14 protein-coding genes are annotated in these 13,591 nt (G+C 73.8%); 11 read left to right on the plus strand and 3 right to left on the minus strand.

All coding sequences use genetic code 11. The features are described 5' to 3' along the window. Positions 1-9: 9 nt before the first annotated feature. Together obgE and proB are read left to right on the plus strand one after the other, a co-directional pair. On the plus strand, positions 10-1,464 hold the full coding sequence (obgE, locus tag EKG83_RS06960) for a GTPase ObgE (protein ID WP_033427613.1): 1,455 nt from the start codon (positions 10-12) through the stop codon (positions 1,462-1,464). 14 nt (positions 1,465-1,478) lie between these two features. Then, a complete protein-coding gene (proB, locus tag EKG83_RS06965) occupies positions 1,479-2,591 on the plus strand; it encodes a glutamate 5-kinase (protein ID WP_033427797.1) in 1,113 nt (370 codons plus the stop codon). A 41-nt stretch (positions 2,592-2,632) separates the two neighbouring features. Here proB and EKG83_RS06970 read toward each other — a convergent pair whose 3' ends face one another. From EKG83_RS06970 to EKG83_RS06980, 3 genes are all read right to left on the minus strand, one after another. Next, positions 2,633-3,886: an MFS transporter gene (locus EKG83_RS06970; RefSeq protein WP_407690760.1), complete on the minus strand. Its 1,254-nt coding sequence runs from the start codon at positions 3,884-3,886 to the stop codon at positions 2,633-2,635. Positions 3,887-3,953: 67 nt separating this feature from the next. Further along, positions 3,954-4,481 (minus strand): GNAT family N-acetyltransferase, encoded by a 528-nt coding sequence (locus EKG83_RS06975; RefSeq protein WP_194283001.1) that lies wholly within the window; start codon positions 4,479-4,481, stop codon positions 3,954-3,956. A gap of 160 nt (positions 4,482-4,641) precedes the next feature. After that, complete coding sequence (locus EKG83_RS06980; RefSeq protein ID WP_033427796.1) at positions 4,642-6,720, minus strand: RecQ family ATP-dependent DNA helicase; 2,079 nt, start codon at positions 6,718-6,720, stop codon at positions 4,642-4,644. Between the two features lie 89 nt (positions 6,721-6,809). On the opposite strand from EKG83_RS06980, the gene EKG83_RS06985 reads away from it, so the two are divergent. From EKG83_RS06985 to EKG83_RS07025, 9 genes are all read left to right on the plus strand, one after another. Beyond that, a complete protein-coding gene (locus EKG83_RS06985) occupies positions 6,810-8,075 on the plus strand; it encodes a glutamate-5-semialdehyde dehydrogenase (protein WP_084715918.1) in 1,266 nt (421 codons plus the stop codon). After that, the gene (locus EKG83_RS06990) at positions 8,072-8,632 is read left to right on the plus strand and encodes a TetR/AcrR family transcriptional regulator (RefSeq protein ID WP_033427609.1); all 561 of its coding nucleotides are present in this window, start codon (positions 8,072-8,074) and stop codon (positions 8,630-8,632) included. The genes EKG83_RS06985 and EKG83_RS06990 overlap by 4 nt, the downstream gene beginning before the upstream one ends. Positions 8,633-8,690: 58 nt before the next feature. Further along, a complete protein-coding gene (locus EKG83_RS06995) occupies positions 8,691-9,875 on the plus strand; it encodes a cytochrome P450 (RefSeq protein WP_033427608.1) in 1,185 nt (394 codons plus the stop codon). A gap of 4 nt (positions 9,876-9,879) precedes the next feature. Next, complete coding sequence (locus tag EKG83_RS07000; protein WP_033427607.1) at positions 9,880-10,098, plus strand: ferredoxin; 219 nt, start codon at positions 9,880-9,882, stop codon at positions 10,096-10,098. Positions 10,099-10,295: 197 nt separating this feature from the next. Continuing rightward, complete coding sequence (gene nadD, locus EKG83_RS07005) at positions 10,296-10,889, plus strand: nicotinate-nucleotide adenylyltransferase (RefSeq protein WP_033427606.1); 594 nt, start codon at positions 10,296-10,298, stop codon at positions 10,887-10,889. Positions 10,890-10,958: 69 nt separating this feature from the next. After that, entirely contained in the window at positions 10,959-11,345 is a 387-nt protein-coding gene (gene rsfS / locus EKG83_RS07010) for a ribosome silencing factor (protein ID WP_033427605.1), read from the plus strand. Continuing rightward, positions 11,342-11,956: a histidine phosphatase family protein gene (locus tag EKG83_RS07015; RefSeq protein ID WP_033427604.1), complete on the plus strand. Its 615-nt coding sequence runs from the start codon at positions 11,342-11,344 to the stop codon at positions 11,954-11,956. Before rsfS ends, EKG83_RS07015 begins: the two co-directional genes overlap by 4 nt. Then, the gene (octT, locus tag EKG83_RS07020; RefSeq protein ID WP_033427603.1) at positions 11,953-12,684 is read left to right on the plus strand and encodes a diglucosylglycerate octanoyltransferase; all 732 of its coding nucleotides are present in this window, start codon (positions 11,953-11,955) and stop codon (positions 12,682-12,684) included. Before EKG83_RS07015 ends, octT begins: the two co-directional genes overlap by 4 nt. 11 nt (positions 12,685-12,695) lie before the next feature. Continuing rightward, the gene (locus EKG83_RS07025; protein WP_033427602.1) at positions 12,696-13,538 is read left to right on the plus strand and encodes a DegV family protein; all 843 of its coding nucleotides are present in this window, start codon (positions 12,696-12,698) and stop codon (positions 13,536-13,538) included. Positions 13,539-13,591 lie beyond the last annotated feature (53 nt).

Genomic DNA, 13,591 nt, shown 5'->3' on the forward strand with positions numbered 1-13,591 from the left:
GAAATACCCGTGTCCCGCTTCGTCGACCGGGTCGTCATCCACGTCGCCGCAGGTGACGGGGGCAACGGCGTCGCCTCCGTGCACCGCGAGAAGTTCAAGCCGCTGGGCGGCCCGGACGGCGGCAACGGCGGCAAGGGCGGCGACGTCGTGCTGGTCGTCGACTCCCAGGTGCACACGCTGCTCGACTTCCACTTCCGGCCGCACGCCTCGGCGGGCAACGGCAAGGGCGGCCAGGGCGGCAACCGCGACGGCGCCAACGGCCAGGACCTGGAGCTGCGCGTGCCCGACGGCACGGTCGTGCTCACGCCCGACGGCGAGCTGGTGGCCGACCTCGTCGGCGAGGGCACCCGGCTGATCGCCGCCCAGGGCGGCCGGGGCGGGCTGGGCAACGCCGCGCTCGCGTCCAAGGCCCGCAAGGCGCCCGGGTTCGCCCTGCTGGGCGAGCCGGGTGAGGCGCACGACCTGGTGCTGGAGCTGAAGTCCGTCGCGGACGTGGGCCTGCTGGGCTTCCCGTCGGCGGGCAAGTCGTCGCTGATCTCGGTGCTGTCCGCGGCCAAGCCGAAGATCGCCGACTACCCGTTCACCACCCTGGTGCCGAACCTGGGCGTGATCACCGGCGGCGAGACCACGTTCACCATGGCCGACGTGCCCGGGCTGATCCCCGGCGCGGCCGAGGGCAAGGGCCTGGGCCTGGACTTCCTGCGCCACATCGAGCGCTGCGCCGTGCTGGTGCACGTGGTGGACTGCGCCACCTACGAGCCGAACCGCGACCCGCTGTCGGACATCGACGCGCTGGAGGCGGAGCTGGCCGAGTACACGCCGTCGCTGGCCGACGACCTGTCCGAGCGGCCGCGCGTGGTCGTGCTGAACAAGGTCGACATCCCGGAGGCGCGGGAGCTGGCCGAGCTGGTGCGCCCGGAGATCGAGGCGCGCGGCCTGCCCGTGTTCGAGGTGTCCACGGCCAGCCGCGAGGGACTGCGCGAGCTGACGTTCGCGCTGGCGCGGATCGTCGAGGAGTACCGGGCGTCGAGGCCCAAGGCGGAGGCGACCCGGATCGTGCTGCGGCCCAGGGCCGTCGACGACGCGGGCTTCACCGTCGTGGAGGACCCGCAGGCGCCCGGCGGGTTCATCGTGCGCGGCGAGCGGCCCGAGCGGTGGATCCGGCAGACCGACTTCAGCAACGACGAGGCCGTCGGCTACCTGGCCGACCGGCTGGCCCGCCTCGGTGTCGAGGAGGTGCTGGTCAAGATGGGTGCCCAGCCCGGCTGCCAGGTCTCCATCGGCGACCTGGTGTTCGACTGGGAGCCGACCACGCCGGCCGGCATCGCGATGACCATGACCGGACGAGGCACCGACGCGCGGCTGGAGCAGAACAACCGCGTCGGCGCGTCGGAGCGGCTGGCGGCCAAGAAGGCCCGTCGCCTGCCCGGCGTCTACGACGAGTACGAGGACGACGACGAGTGATCGCCTCCGCGGTGGTGTCGCCGGCCCGGCAGGCCGTGTCCGCGGCGTCCCGGGTCGTGGTGAAGGTCGGTTCGTCGTCGCTGACCACGGCCGAGGGCGGCCTGGACCGGTCGCGGCTGGACGCGCTGGTGGACGCCGTGGCCGCGCGCCGCGAGGCGGGCAGCCAGGTGGTGCTGGTGTCGTCCGGCGCGATCGCGGCGGGCCTGGCCCCGCTGGGCGTCACGCGGCGGCCGCGGGACCTGGCCACGCAGCAGGCGGCGGCCAGCGTCGGGCAGTTGGCGCTGGCCCACGCGTACGCGAACTCGTTCGGCCGGTACTCGCTGACCGTCGGGCAGGTGCTGCTGACCGCGGACGACGTGGTGCGGCGGGCGCACTACCGCAACGCGCAGCGCACGTTCTCCCGGTTGCTCGCGCTGGGCGCGGTGCCGGTGGTCAACGAGAACGACACGGTGGCCACCGAGGAGATCCGGTTCGGCGACAACGACCGGCTGGCCGCGCTGGTGGCGCACCTGGTCGGCGCGGACGCGCTGGTGCTGCTCTCCGACGTCGACGCCCTCTACGACGGTGACCCGCGCCGGCCGGGGGCGCAGCGCGTCACCGAGGTGACCGGTCCCGCCGACGTGGACGGGGTGCGGGCCGGTTCGGTCGGCGCGTCCGGCCTGGGCACGGGCGGGATGGCCTCGAAGCTGGCGGCGGCCCGCCTGGCGGCCTCGGCGGGCATCCCGGTGCTGCTGGCGGGTGCGGCGGACGCGGCGCGGGCGCTGGGCGCGGCGGACGTCGGCACGGCGTTCGCGGTGACCGGACCCCGCCTGTCGGCCCGCCGGTTCTGGCTGGGCCACGCGGCGGGCGCGACCGGCAGGCTCCGGCTGGACGACGGCGCGGTGGCCGCGGTCGTGGGCCGCCGGCGGTCGCTGCTGGCGGCGGGCATCACCGACGTGGAGGGCTCGTTCGACGCCGGTGACGTGGTGGAGCTGGTCGACCCGACCGGGCTGGTGGTGGCGCGCGGCGTGGTGGCGTTCGACGCCGCGGAGCTGCCCGGCCTGATCGGGCGGTCCAGCAAGGACCTGCCCGCCGAGCAGCGCCGCGAGGTCGTGCACGCGGACGACCTGGTGCCCCTGCGCCCCTAGCCCGCTCCTCCGGCAGCCGACCGCGTGCACCGGGTGGCACTTCAGCGCAGCTCGACGCCCCTGGTCTCGGGCAGGGTGAGGACCACCGGGAACGCCAGGGCCGCCGCGACCGCCACGTAGCGGAAGAACGCGTCGCCGATCCACCGGATGACCAGGGGAGCGGTGCCGCCGAACAGGGCGACGGTCAGGTTGTACCAGGAGCCGATGCCCAGGGCCCGCAGCTCGGTCGGGAACAGCTCGCTCATCACCGCGGGCGCGATGGACGTCATCGCGGTGTAGAGGCCCAGGCCGACGCAGAACACCACGAGCAGCCGGCCCACCCCGGGGCCGATCAGCGTGGACAGCGGCAGCACCAGCAGCGCCGTCGCCGTCGACCACACCAGCAGCTGCGGCCTGCGCCCGAGGCGGTCCGCCAGCGCGCCCATGGGGTACTGCAGGGCGACGAACAGGCCGGTGGCGATCGACAGCGCGAGGAACACGTCCCCCGCGGCCGCGCCGCGCTGGGTGACCGCGAACGGCGTGAGCGCGCTGAAGAACGTGTAGTAGCAGAGCGTCGAGAGCATGCTGAACCCGACGAGCCGTCCCACGGCCGCGGGGTGCTCGCGCAACGTCACCACCAGCGGCCGCCTGAGCTGCCGCGCCTTGGCCTTGTTCTGCTCGAACTGCTCGGTCTCCTCCAGGCTGCGCCGCATCCACAACCCCACCAGCCCCAGCACCCCGCCGACGAGGAACGGCACGCGCCAGCCCCACGACGACAACTGCCCGGCGGTCAGCGTGCGCGCCAGCACGAAGCCCAGCACCGACGCCACCAGCACCGCCGTGCCGGTGGAGATGTAGAAGAACGCCGAGTACCGACCCCGCCGCTCCGGCGGCGCGATCTCCGCCAGGTACGCCGACGCGTTCGACACCTCACCGCCCAGCGACAGCCCCTGGGCGATGCGCGCGAGCAGCAGCAGGACCGGCGCCAACCACCCGACCTGCGCGTAGGTGGGCAGCAACCCGATCGCCACCGACCCGCCCGCCATCAGCACGATGGTCAGCAGCATCGCCATCCGCCGGCCGTGCAAATCGGCGAAGCGCCCCGGCAGGTACCCGCCCAGCGGCCGGAAGAAGAACGCGATCGCGTACGCCGCCAACGTGTTGATCAGCGCGAGCCGCGCGTTCTCCTCGGGGAAGACCTGCGTGGCGAAGTAGATGCTGAAGGTGGCGTAGATGCTCCAGTCGTACCACTCGATGGCGTTGCCGATCGACGCGGCCACGAGCTTGCGCACGGGCAGGCGGTGCTGGTGCTCCACGACAGCCATGGTTGGACACGACCACGAAGTCGATGGACCCGGTAGATCCTTCACCGGCCCGCCGACGTCAGATCATGCGTTCCCTCCACTCCTCGGCCAGCAACCCGAACAGCAGGTCGTCGGTCCACTCGCCCTTGATCCACGTGCTCCGCACCCGGTGCCCCTCCTGCCGGAAGCCGAGCCTGGTCAGCAGCCGCGCGGACCGCTCGTTGCGCGCGTCGCACTCGGCGCCGACCCGGTACAGCCCGCGCTCGTCGAACAGGTGCTCCAACACCCGCCGCACGGCCTCGGTCGCGTACCCCCGCCCCTGGTGCGCGGGCGCCAGCGTGTAGCCGATCTCCGCCTGCATCCGGTTCGGGTGCAGGTTCACCCCGACGTCGCCGACCAGTTCACCGCCCACCTCGACGGCGAACTGGAACCACCCCGGCTCGTCCACGTCGAGCGCGGCGACCTCCCGTACGAACTCCTCGGCCTGCGCCAGGGAGAACGGCGCGTCCCACCCCTGGTAGCGGGCCACGTCCGGGTCGGACCGGTACGCCGCGAACACCGGCGCGTCGCCTTCCGCGAACGGCCGCAGCAGCACCCGTTCCGCCATCAACCTCACCCCGTCACCACCGGCGCCTCCCCATCACCACCACCCCTTCCGGTCACCGCGACCCGTCCCCAACGGCCCCGCGCCACACGCCCCGCCCCCTTGCACCGCGCCCCTCGACACCGCGCCCCTCCTCACGCCGCACCCCGCCACGCCGCGCCCCTCACGCCGTCACCGCCAACGCGAACGGCAGCACCGCCCGCGCCCCGGCCCGCCGCAACAGCCGCGCCGCCACCGTCATCGTCCACCCGGTGTCGACCCGGTCGTCCACCAGCAGCACCGGTCCGTCCACACCGGACAGATCGGGTCCGCTCACCTCCCGCACCAGCCCCGCCAGCCGCTGCGCGCTGTTCGCCCGGTGCGTCGACTCGCCCAGCCACACCTGCCCGAGCACCGGCAACCGCCCCACCGACGCGATCCGCCGCCCGAAGCTGCCCACCAGCTCCGGCCGCGTCCGCGACCCCACCGTCACCACGCCCACCGGCCGCTCGGCCCAGCCCCACGCGGCCAGCACCTTCACGCACGCGGCGAACACGTCGTCCGGGATCTCCCGGTCCGCCTCGGCGAACAGCGACCGCAACCGGTTGCCCCAGCCGATGTCGGTCAGCCGCCCCAGCGCCCACCCCGTCGACGCCGCCTCGTCCGCCGGGATCTTCCCCGACAGCGGCACCCCGGCCGCCGCCATGCCGGTCGGCCACATCTTGCGCGGCTCCACCTCCACGCCCGGCCGCAGCAACCGCTCCCGCGCCGCCGACGCCGCCGCCTGCGACACCTCCGCCGAGGGCCGCCGCCCCGTGCAGTTGTCGCACCGCCCGCACGGCACCGCGTGCGGGTCGTCCAACTGCCGCAACAGGAACTGCATGCGGCAGCCGTCGGTGGCCAGGTAGTCGAGCATCGCCTGCTGCTCGACCCGCCGGGCCGCCTCGATCCGCTCGTACCGCTCGGCGTCGTAGTCCCACGGCCGCCCCGTCGACACCCACCCGCCGCGGACCCGCCGCACCGCCCCGTCCACGTCGAGCACCTTGAGCACCACTTCGAGCCGGGTGCGCGACAACTCCACTATCGGCTCCAGGGCGGCCGTTGACATCGCTCGATCCGGTGACAGCGCGTCGAGCACCTGCCGCACCACCCGTTCGGGTGGGAACGCCAGCGACGCGAAGTACGCCCAGATGTCCCGGTCCTCCGCGCCGGGCAGCAGCAGCACCTCGGCCCGCTCCACGCCGCGCCCGGCGCGCCCGATCTGCTGGTAGTAGGCGATGGGGGAGGCCGGCGCGCCGAGGTGCACCACGAACCCGAGGTCGGGCTTGTCGAACCCCATGCCCAGCGCCGAGGTCGCCACCAGCGCCTTGACCCGGTTGGCCAGCAGGTCCGCCTCGGCCCGCTGCCGCTCCGCCGGGTCGGTGCGCCCCGAGTACGCGGCCACCTCGTACCCGCGCGAGCGCAGGAACGCCGCCACGTCGTCGGCCGCGGCCACGGTCAGCGCGTAGACGATCCCCGACCCCGGCAGCTCGCCCAGCCGCTCGGCCAGCCACCCCAGCCTGGCCTCGGCCGTGGGCAGCCGCACCACCGACAGCCGCAGGCTCTCGCGGTCCAGCGGGCCGCGCAGCACCAGCGCGTCCGCGCCCGCGCCGAGCCCCAGCTGCTCGGCCACGTCCCGCACCACCCGGTCGTTCGCCGTGGCCGTGGTGGCCAGCACCGGCACCCCCGCGGGCAGCTCGGTCAGCAGCGTCCGCAGCCGCCGGTAGTCCGGCCGGAAGTCGTGGCCCCAGTCGGAGATGCAGTGCGCCTCGTCCACCACCAGCAGCCCCGCCGACGCGGTCAGCGCGGGCAGCACCGAGTCCCGGAAGTCCGGGTTGTTCAACCGCTCCGGCGACACCAGCAGCACGTCGACCTCGCCGGCCGCCACCCGGTCCTGCACGCCCTGCCACTCGTCGGTGTTGGCCGAGTTGATCGTCGCCGCGTGTACGCCCGCCCGCGCCGCGGCGTCGACCTGGTTGCGCATCAGCGCCAGCAGCGGCGACACGATCACCGTGGGCCCCTCGCCCAGGGTCCGCAGCAGCGCCGTGGCGATGAAGTACACCGCGGACTTGCCCCACCCGGTCCGCTGCACCACCAGCGCCCGCCGCCGGTCGGCCACCAGGGCGCGGATGGCCGTCCACTGGTCCTCGCGCAGCACGGCCGAGGGGCCGGCCAGGGCCCTCAGCCGTTCCTCGGCCAGTTCGCGGAGCGCGTTGTCGTCCATGGCGACCACCTTGGCAGAGACCTCCGACAGGTTCCGATCCCCGAGAACCTCCACGACAGCCACGACCGGGTGACCGTAGGCTGAGCCGCGTGACTGATGACCTGCGCGAACAGGTGCACGCCGCGGCCCGGCGCGCCCGCGTCGCCGCCAACGAACTGGTCCTTGCCACCCGCGAGCGCAAGGACGCGGCCCTGCACGAGATGGCCGGCGCGCTGCGCGCCAGGGCCGCCGAGGTGCTGGAGGCCAACGCCAAGGACCTCGAAGCGGGTCGCGCCGCCGGCCTGACCCAGGGCCTGCTGGACCGCCTCGCGCTCACCGAGGCGCGCGTCGAGGGCGTGGCCGCCGGCCTGGAGACCGTGGCGGGCCTGGCGGACCCGGTCGGCGAGGTGCTGCGCGGCTCGATCCTGCCGAACGGCCTGGAGCTGCGGCAGGTCCGCGTCCCGATGGGCGTGGTCGGCATGGTCTACGAGGCCCGCCCGAACGTCACCGTGGACGCCGCCGGCCTGGCGCTGAAGTCCGGCAACGCGGCCCTGCTCCGCGGTTCCTCCTCCGCCGAGCACTCGAACACCGCGCTGGTGGCGGTGCTGCGCGACGCCCTGGAGGCGGTCGGCCTGCCCGCGGACGCGGTGCAGCTGCTGCCGTGCCACGACCGGGCGTCGGTCACCCACCTCATCACCGCGCGGGGCCTGGTGGACCTGGTCATCCCGCGCGGCGGCGCGGGCCTGATCAACGCGGTCGTGCAGCAGGCCACCGTGCCGACCATCGAGACCGGCGTGGGCAACGTGCACGTGTACGTGGACGCGTCCGCCGACCTCGACATGGCCGAGCGCATCGTGCTCAACTCCAAGACCCGCCGCACCAGCGTGTGCAACGCGGCCGAGTCGCTGCTGGTGCACGCCGCCGTCGCGGACGAGTTCGTGCCCCGCATCACCGAGGCCCTGCTGGCGCGCGACGTCACCGTGCACGGCGACGAGCGGTTCGCCCGCGACGGGCGCGTGGTGGCCGCCACGGACGAGGACTGGGACGCCGAGTACCTGTCGCTGGACATCGCGGCCCGCGTGGTCGGCTCGATCGACGAGGCCATCGGGCACATCGCCGCGCACGGCTCCGGCCACACCGAGGCCATCGTGACCTCCGACCTGAACGCGGCCCGCCGGTTCACCACCCTGGTCAACGCGGCGGCCGTCATGGTCAACGCCTCCACCGCCTTCACCGACGGCGGCGAGTTCGGCATGGGCGCGGAGATCGGCATCTCCACCCAGAAGCTGCACGCGCGCGGCCCGATGGGCCTGGCCGAGCTGACCTCCTCCAAGTGGCTCGTCTGGGGCGAGGGCCAGGTCCGGCCGACGTCGTGAGCCGACCCCGGAGCGCCGCCGCGACCAAGGCGGCGCTGCTGGAGGCCGCCGCGAAGCTGTTCGCCGAACGGGGGTTCGACCGCACCACCGTGCGCGACATCGCGAGCCTGGCGGGCGTGAACCAGGCCCTGCTGTTCCGCTACTACGGCAGCAAGGACGCCCTGTTCGCCGCCGTGCTGGCGTCGCGGAGCCGCGAGCTGCTGGAGGACTCGCCCGCCGAGCAGCTGCTGCGCAACACGCTGCTGCGGATGCTGCACGACGAGCCGAGGCCCGAGGACCACCCGCTCTACGCGATGCTGCGGTCCTCTCAGCACGACACGGCGGCCGAGGCGCTCCGGCGGCGGATGGGGGAGGAGTACGCGCAGGTCCTGGCGTCCCTCACCGACGCCGAGGACGCCGAGTTGCGCGCGGACCTCGTGCTGGCGTGGTTGGTGGGCATCGGCGTGATGCGCATCGTGTTCCGCAAGCAGCCGTTGGCGGGCGCCGACGCGGAGCACGTGGTGGCGTTGGTGACCCAAGCGGCCGCAGTGCTGCTGGAACGCACCGATGGCGGTTGACGGTCCGTAGTGGCGTGCCTACGGTCGGAAGTAAGCGAATGCTTACTCGGGGGTACCGATGGAAATCAGGGCTTATCCGTTCGCCGAACCGGACGACCTCGTGCTCGACCCGACCGTCCTGGAACTCCAGCGCGACGAGCCGGTGGCGCGCGTCCGCCTGCCGTACGGCGGTGAGGCGTGGCTGGTCACCAGGTACGAGGACGTCAAGACCGTGCTGGCCGACCCGAGGTTCAGCCGCGCCGCGGTGATGGAGCCGGGCGCCGACGTCCCGCGCACGCTGCCGACCATGCCGCTGGAGAGCAACATCCTGAGCATGGACCCGCCGGACCACACCCGGCTGCGCAAGCTGGTCGCCAAGGGGTTCACCGCCCGCCGCACCGAGCTGCTGCGGCAGCGCGCCCAGGAGATCGTGGACGGCCTGCTGGACGCGGTGGAGGAGCAGGGCCCGCCCGCCGACCTCGTCGAGGCGCTGGCGATGCCCCTGCCCATCACGATCATCTGCGAGATGCTGGGCGTGCCGTACGAGGACCGCGCGAGGTTCCGGACCTGGTCGGACGCCGCGATGGCGATCACCGCGTTCCGGCCCGAGGAGATCACCGCGGCGAACGACGCGCTGCGCGACTACATCGCCGGGCTGGTGGTGGCCAAGCGCTCCGCCCCGGCCGACGACATGCTGTCCGAGCTGGTCGCGGTGCACGACAACGAGGACCGGCTCAGCGCCGGGGAGCTGGTCTCGTTCGGGGTGACGCTGCTGGTCGCGGGCCACGAGACCACCGCCAACCAGATCGGCAACTTCGTCTACCAGCTGCTGCGCGACCCCGACCTGCTCGCCCAGCTGCAGGCCGACCCGGCGCTGGTGCCGGCCGCGGTGGAGGAGCTGCTGCGCGTCACCGCGCTGGGCGCCTCGGCGGGGTTCCCCCGCATCGCCACGGCCGACGTGGAGCTGTCCGGCGTCACGGTCCGCGCCGGCGAGGCGGTGTTCGTCAACAACATCGCGGCCAACCGCGACCCGTCGGTGTTCGACCGCCCGAACGAGGTGGACTTCCACCGCGAGCACAACCCGCACGTGACCTTCGGCCACGGCGCGCACCACTGCATCGGCGCGTCTTTGGCGCGGATGGAGCTGCAGGTCGCGATAGGCACCCTGCTCAAGCGCTTCCCGCTGCTCCGGCTGGACGGTGACGTGGCGCTCAAGAAGGGCAGGCTGATCCGGGGCCCGCTGGCCCTGCCGGTGAGGTGGTGACGCCGTGAGCTGGTCCGTGGAGGTCAACCGGGGCACGTGCCTGGGCACCGGCATGTGCACGTCCATCGCGCCGGACCACTTCCGGCTCGAAGGCGGCACGTCGACCCCGGTGGAGCCGTCGATAGAGCCCGCCGACGCGGTGCTGGACGCGGCCGAGTCGTGCCCGATGGAGGCGATCCTGGTGCGCGACGCCGACGGCACGCTGCTCGCGCCGCAGGAGTAGCCGCGAAAGTTCACTCGATCGCGTCATGACGGCGGGGGAGCCGCGTCCCACCGCCACGCGCCCGCTCGGGGCGGTGCGCGTGACCCGCGGACGCGGCCCACTCCCCCGGGGCGCGACCACGGTGTCCGGTGCGCGGGCGGCGCGGTTCCGGGTAGCTGCCGTCCGCCCGCGCACCACCCGAACTAGGCTCACGTCCCATGTCCAACCGCCGGATCGGCGTCATGGGTGGCACCTTCGACCCGGTGCACCACGGCCACCTCGTCGCGGCCAGCGAGGTCCAGGCCCGCTTCGACCTCGACGAGGTCGTCTTCGTGCCCACCGGGCAGCCCTGGCAGAAGAGCGAGCGTCAGGTCAGCGCGGCCGAGGACCGCTACCTGATGACCGTGGTCGCCACGGCGTCCAACCCCCGGTTCTCCGTCTCCAGGGTCGACATCGACCGGGCCGGCCCCACCTACACGGTCGACACGCTCACCGACCTCAAGGGCGCGCACCCCGGCGCGGACCTGTTCTTCATCACCGGCGCGGACGCGCTGGAGCAGATCCTGTCCTGGCGGCGCGCGGACGACGTCTTCGGCCTCGCGCACTTCATCGGCGTCACCCGACCGGGCTATGAGCTGGACGACACCCACCTGCCGCCCGGCGCGGTGTCGCTGGTCGAGGTGCCCGCGATGGCCATCTCGTCCACCGACGTCCGGGCCCGCACGGCCGCCGGCCTGCCGGTGTGGTACCTGGTGCCCGACGGTGTCGTTCAGTACATCTCGAAGCGCGGGCTTTACTCGGTGCCTGACTGACGCCGGACGCCGGTACCCTCAGTAACTCGTGCGGGCGTATCGGCGTCCGCCGAGGTGATGAGGAGAGACGTGGCAGCCACCGACGAGGCACGACGGTTGGCGCTGGTCGCCGCGAACGCGGCAGCCGACAAGAAGGCGCACGACGTCATCGTGCTCGACGTGTCCGACCAGCTGGTGATCACCGACGTGTTCGTGATCGCCTCGGCGCCCAACGAGCGCCAGGTCGGCGCGATCGTGGACAACGTTGAGGAGAAGCTGCGCGAGGCCGGTCGCAAGCCGGTCCGCCGCGAGGGCGCGCGGGAGGGCCGCTGGGTCCTGCTGGACTTCGTGGACGTCGTCGTGCACGTCCAGCACGTGGAGGAGCGCAGCTTCTACGGCCTGGAGAGGCTGTGGAAGGACTGCCCGCGCATCGAGTTCGACGCCGGGCCCGTGGCCGACGAGGTCGCCGAGGCATGACCCTCAACCGGCTCGTGCTGTGGCGGCACGGTGAGACCGACCACAACGCGACCGGGCGCATGCAGGGCCACCTGGACTCGGCGTTGACCGAGACCGGGTGGAACCAGGCCCGGTTCGCGGTGCCGGTGCTCGCCGGGTTCGCGCCCGAGCTGGTGGTCGCCTCCGACCTGCACCGGGCCCGGGACACCGCCTCGGTGTTCACCGAGGTCACCGGGGTCGAGCTGCGCATCGACGAACGCCTGCGCGAGACCCACCTGGGCAAGTGGCAGGGCCTGACCACCACCGAGATCGAGGTGGAGTGGCCCGGCATGCTGGAGCTCTGGCGCGCCGACGGCACGCTGGCCCCGCCCGACGGCGAAACGCGCGTGGAGGTCTCCGAACGCGCGCTGGCCGTGGTCGACGAGGTGGACCGGGAGTTCTCCGGCACGGTCATGCTGTGCGCGCACGGCGGCCTGATCAGCGCGTTGACCGGGCGGCTGCTGGAGCTGCCGGTGGACCGCTGGGGGCTGCTCGGCGGCATCGGCAACTGCCACTGGACGGTGTTCACGCGGCGCCCGGGCGGCGACGGCCGGTGGCGGCTGTCGTCGTACAACGCCGGAACCACCCGGTGAGGCTGCTCGTCCTCGGCGACTCGCTGACGTTCCACGGCCCGCGGGGGCCGCTGCCCGCCGACCACCCCCGGCTGTGGCCGAACGTCTGCGCGGCGGCGCTGGGCGGGCGCGCGGAGCTGGCGGCGGGGTTCGGCTGGACGGCCCGGGACGCCTGGTGGGCGCTGACCGGCGACCCGCGCGTGTGGTCGCTGCTGCCGCGCACGGACGTGCTGGTGCTGGCCGTGGGGCACATGGACACGCTGCCCTCGCCGCTGCCCACGTTCTGGCGGCAGGGGCTGCGCTACCTGCGGCCCGACCGGGTGCGGCGGCGGGCCCGGGCGGCGTACCGGGTGCTCCAGCCGGTGCTGGCGCGGCTGCTCGGCGGGTACCCGGTGGCGCTGCCGCCGCACCTGACCGTGCGGTACCTGGACGACTCGGTGCGCGCGGTGCACGCCCTCGAACCCGGCATCCGGGTGGTGGGGATGACGCCGTCGGTGCACAGCGCGCCCGCGTACGCGGGGGTGCACACCGGGCGGGCGGCCGCGGAACGCGCGCTACGCGGGTGGGCCGGGCGGACGGGCGTGCCGCTGCTGGACGTGCCCGCCCTGGTGGGCGAACACGTGCGGTCACGACGCGGCAACCCGGACGGCATGCACTGGGGCTGGGAGGCGCACGAACTGGTCGGCAACGCCATGGCGGAACTGGTCAGGGCCGTGGCGGTTGGCCACCCGGGTCGGCCGGAGACGTAACCTCGGCACTCGTGTCCACCACGATCGTCACCGACTCCACGGCGTACCTGCCCGAGGGGTTCGCCCAGCGGCACGGCATCCGGGTCGTCCCGCTGCACGTGGCCGTGGACGGTCGCAGCAGGCTGGACGGGGTGGACTTCGGTCCGGCGGAGCTGGCGGCGGCGCTGGGGGAGCACCGCCGGGTGACCACGTCCCGGCCCACGCCCGGCGAGCTGGCCGGGGTGTACCGGTCGGCGCTGGAGGACGGTGCCGAGGCGATCGTCTCCGTGCACCTGTCCCGGGAGCTGTCGGGCACGTGGGAGGCGGCGCGGCTGGCCGCCGAGGAGGTCGACCCCACCCGGATCAGGGTGGTCGACTCGCGCGCCACGGGCATGGGCCTGGGCTTCGCCGTGCTGGCCGCCTGCGCCGCCGCCGAGGACGGAGCGCGGGCCGAACGGGCGGCGACCGGGGCGGCGGCGCGGGTCAAGATGTTCTTCTGCGTGGAAACGCTGGACCACCTGCGGCGGGGCGGGCGCATCAGCCCCACGGCCGCGTTGCTCGGCACGGCCCTGGCGGTGAAGCCGCTGCTGCACGTCGACGACGGCCGCATCGTGCCCCTGGAGAAGGTCCGCACCACGGGTCGCGCGATCGGCCGCCTGGTCGACCTGGCCACGACGGCCGCCGGCTCCGGCCCGGTCGGGCTGGCCGTCCACCACCTGGCCGCGCCGGAGCGCGCCGCGGAACTCGCGACCCTGCTCGACGAACGCGTGCCCGGCTCGACCGGCTGCCTGATCTCCGAGGTGGGGGCGGTGATCGGGGCGCACACCGGGCCTGGGGTGCTGGGCGTGGTGGTGCTGCCGGGCGGGGTGTCGTAGCCCGCTTTATGCATCAATCGGAAGTTGTCCACAGATCCGGAATCCGCCACCCC

The sequence above is a fragment of the Saccharothrix syringae genome (assembly GCF_009498035.1).
GTDB classification, from domain to species: Bacteria; Actinomycetota; Actinomycetes; order Mycobacteriales; family Pseudonocardiaceae; genus Actinosynnema; species Actinosynnema syringae.

What these genes read in the sequence shown, in the direction of transcription:
- EKG83_RS06975 (WP_194283001.1), bottom strand. Translation starts at nt 4,481, where the DNA reads ATGGCGGAACGGGTGCTGCTGCGGCCGTTCGCGGAAGGCGACGCGCCG.
- EKG83_RS06980 (WP_033427796.1), bottom strand. Translation starts at nt 6,720, where the DNA reads ATGGACGACAACGCGCTCCGCGAACTGGCCGAGGAACGGCTGAGGGCC.
- EKG83_RS06995 (WP_033427608.1), top strand. Translation starts at nt 8,691, where the DNA reads ATGGAAATCAGGGCTTATCCGTTCGCCGAACCGGACGACCTCGTGCTC.
- nadD (WP_033427606.1), top strand. Translation starts at nt 10,296, where the DNA reads ATGTCCAACCGCCGGATCGGCGTCATGGGTGGCACCTTCGACCCGGTG.
- EKG83_RS07015 (WP_033427604.1), top strand. Translation starts at nt 11,342, where the DNA reads ATGACCCTCAACCGGCTCGTGCTGTGGCGGCACGGTGAGACCGACCAC.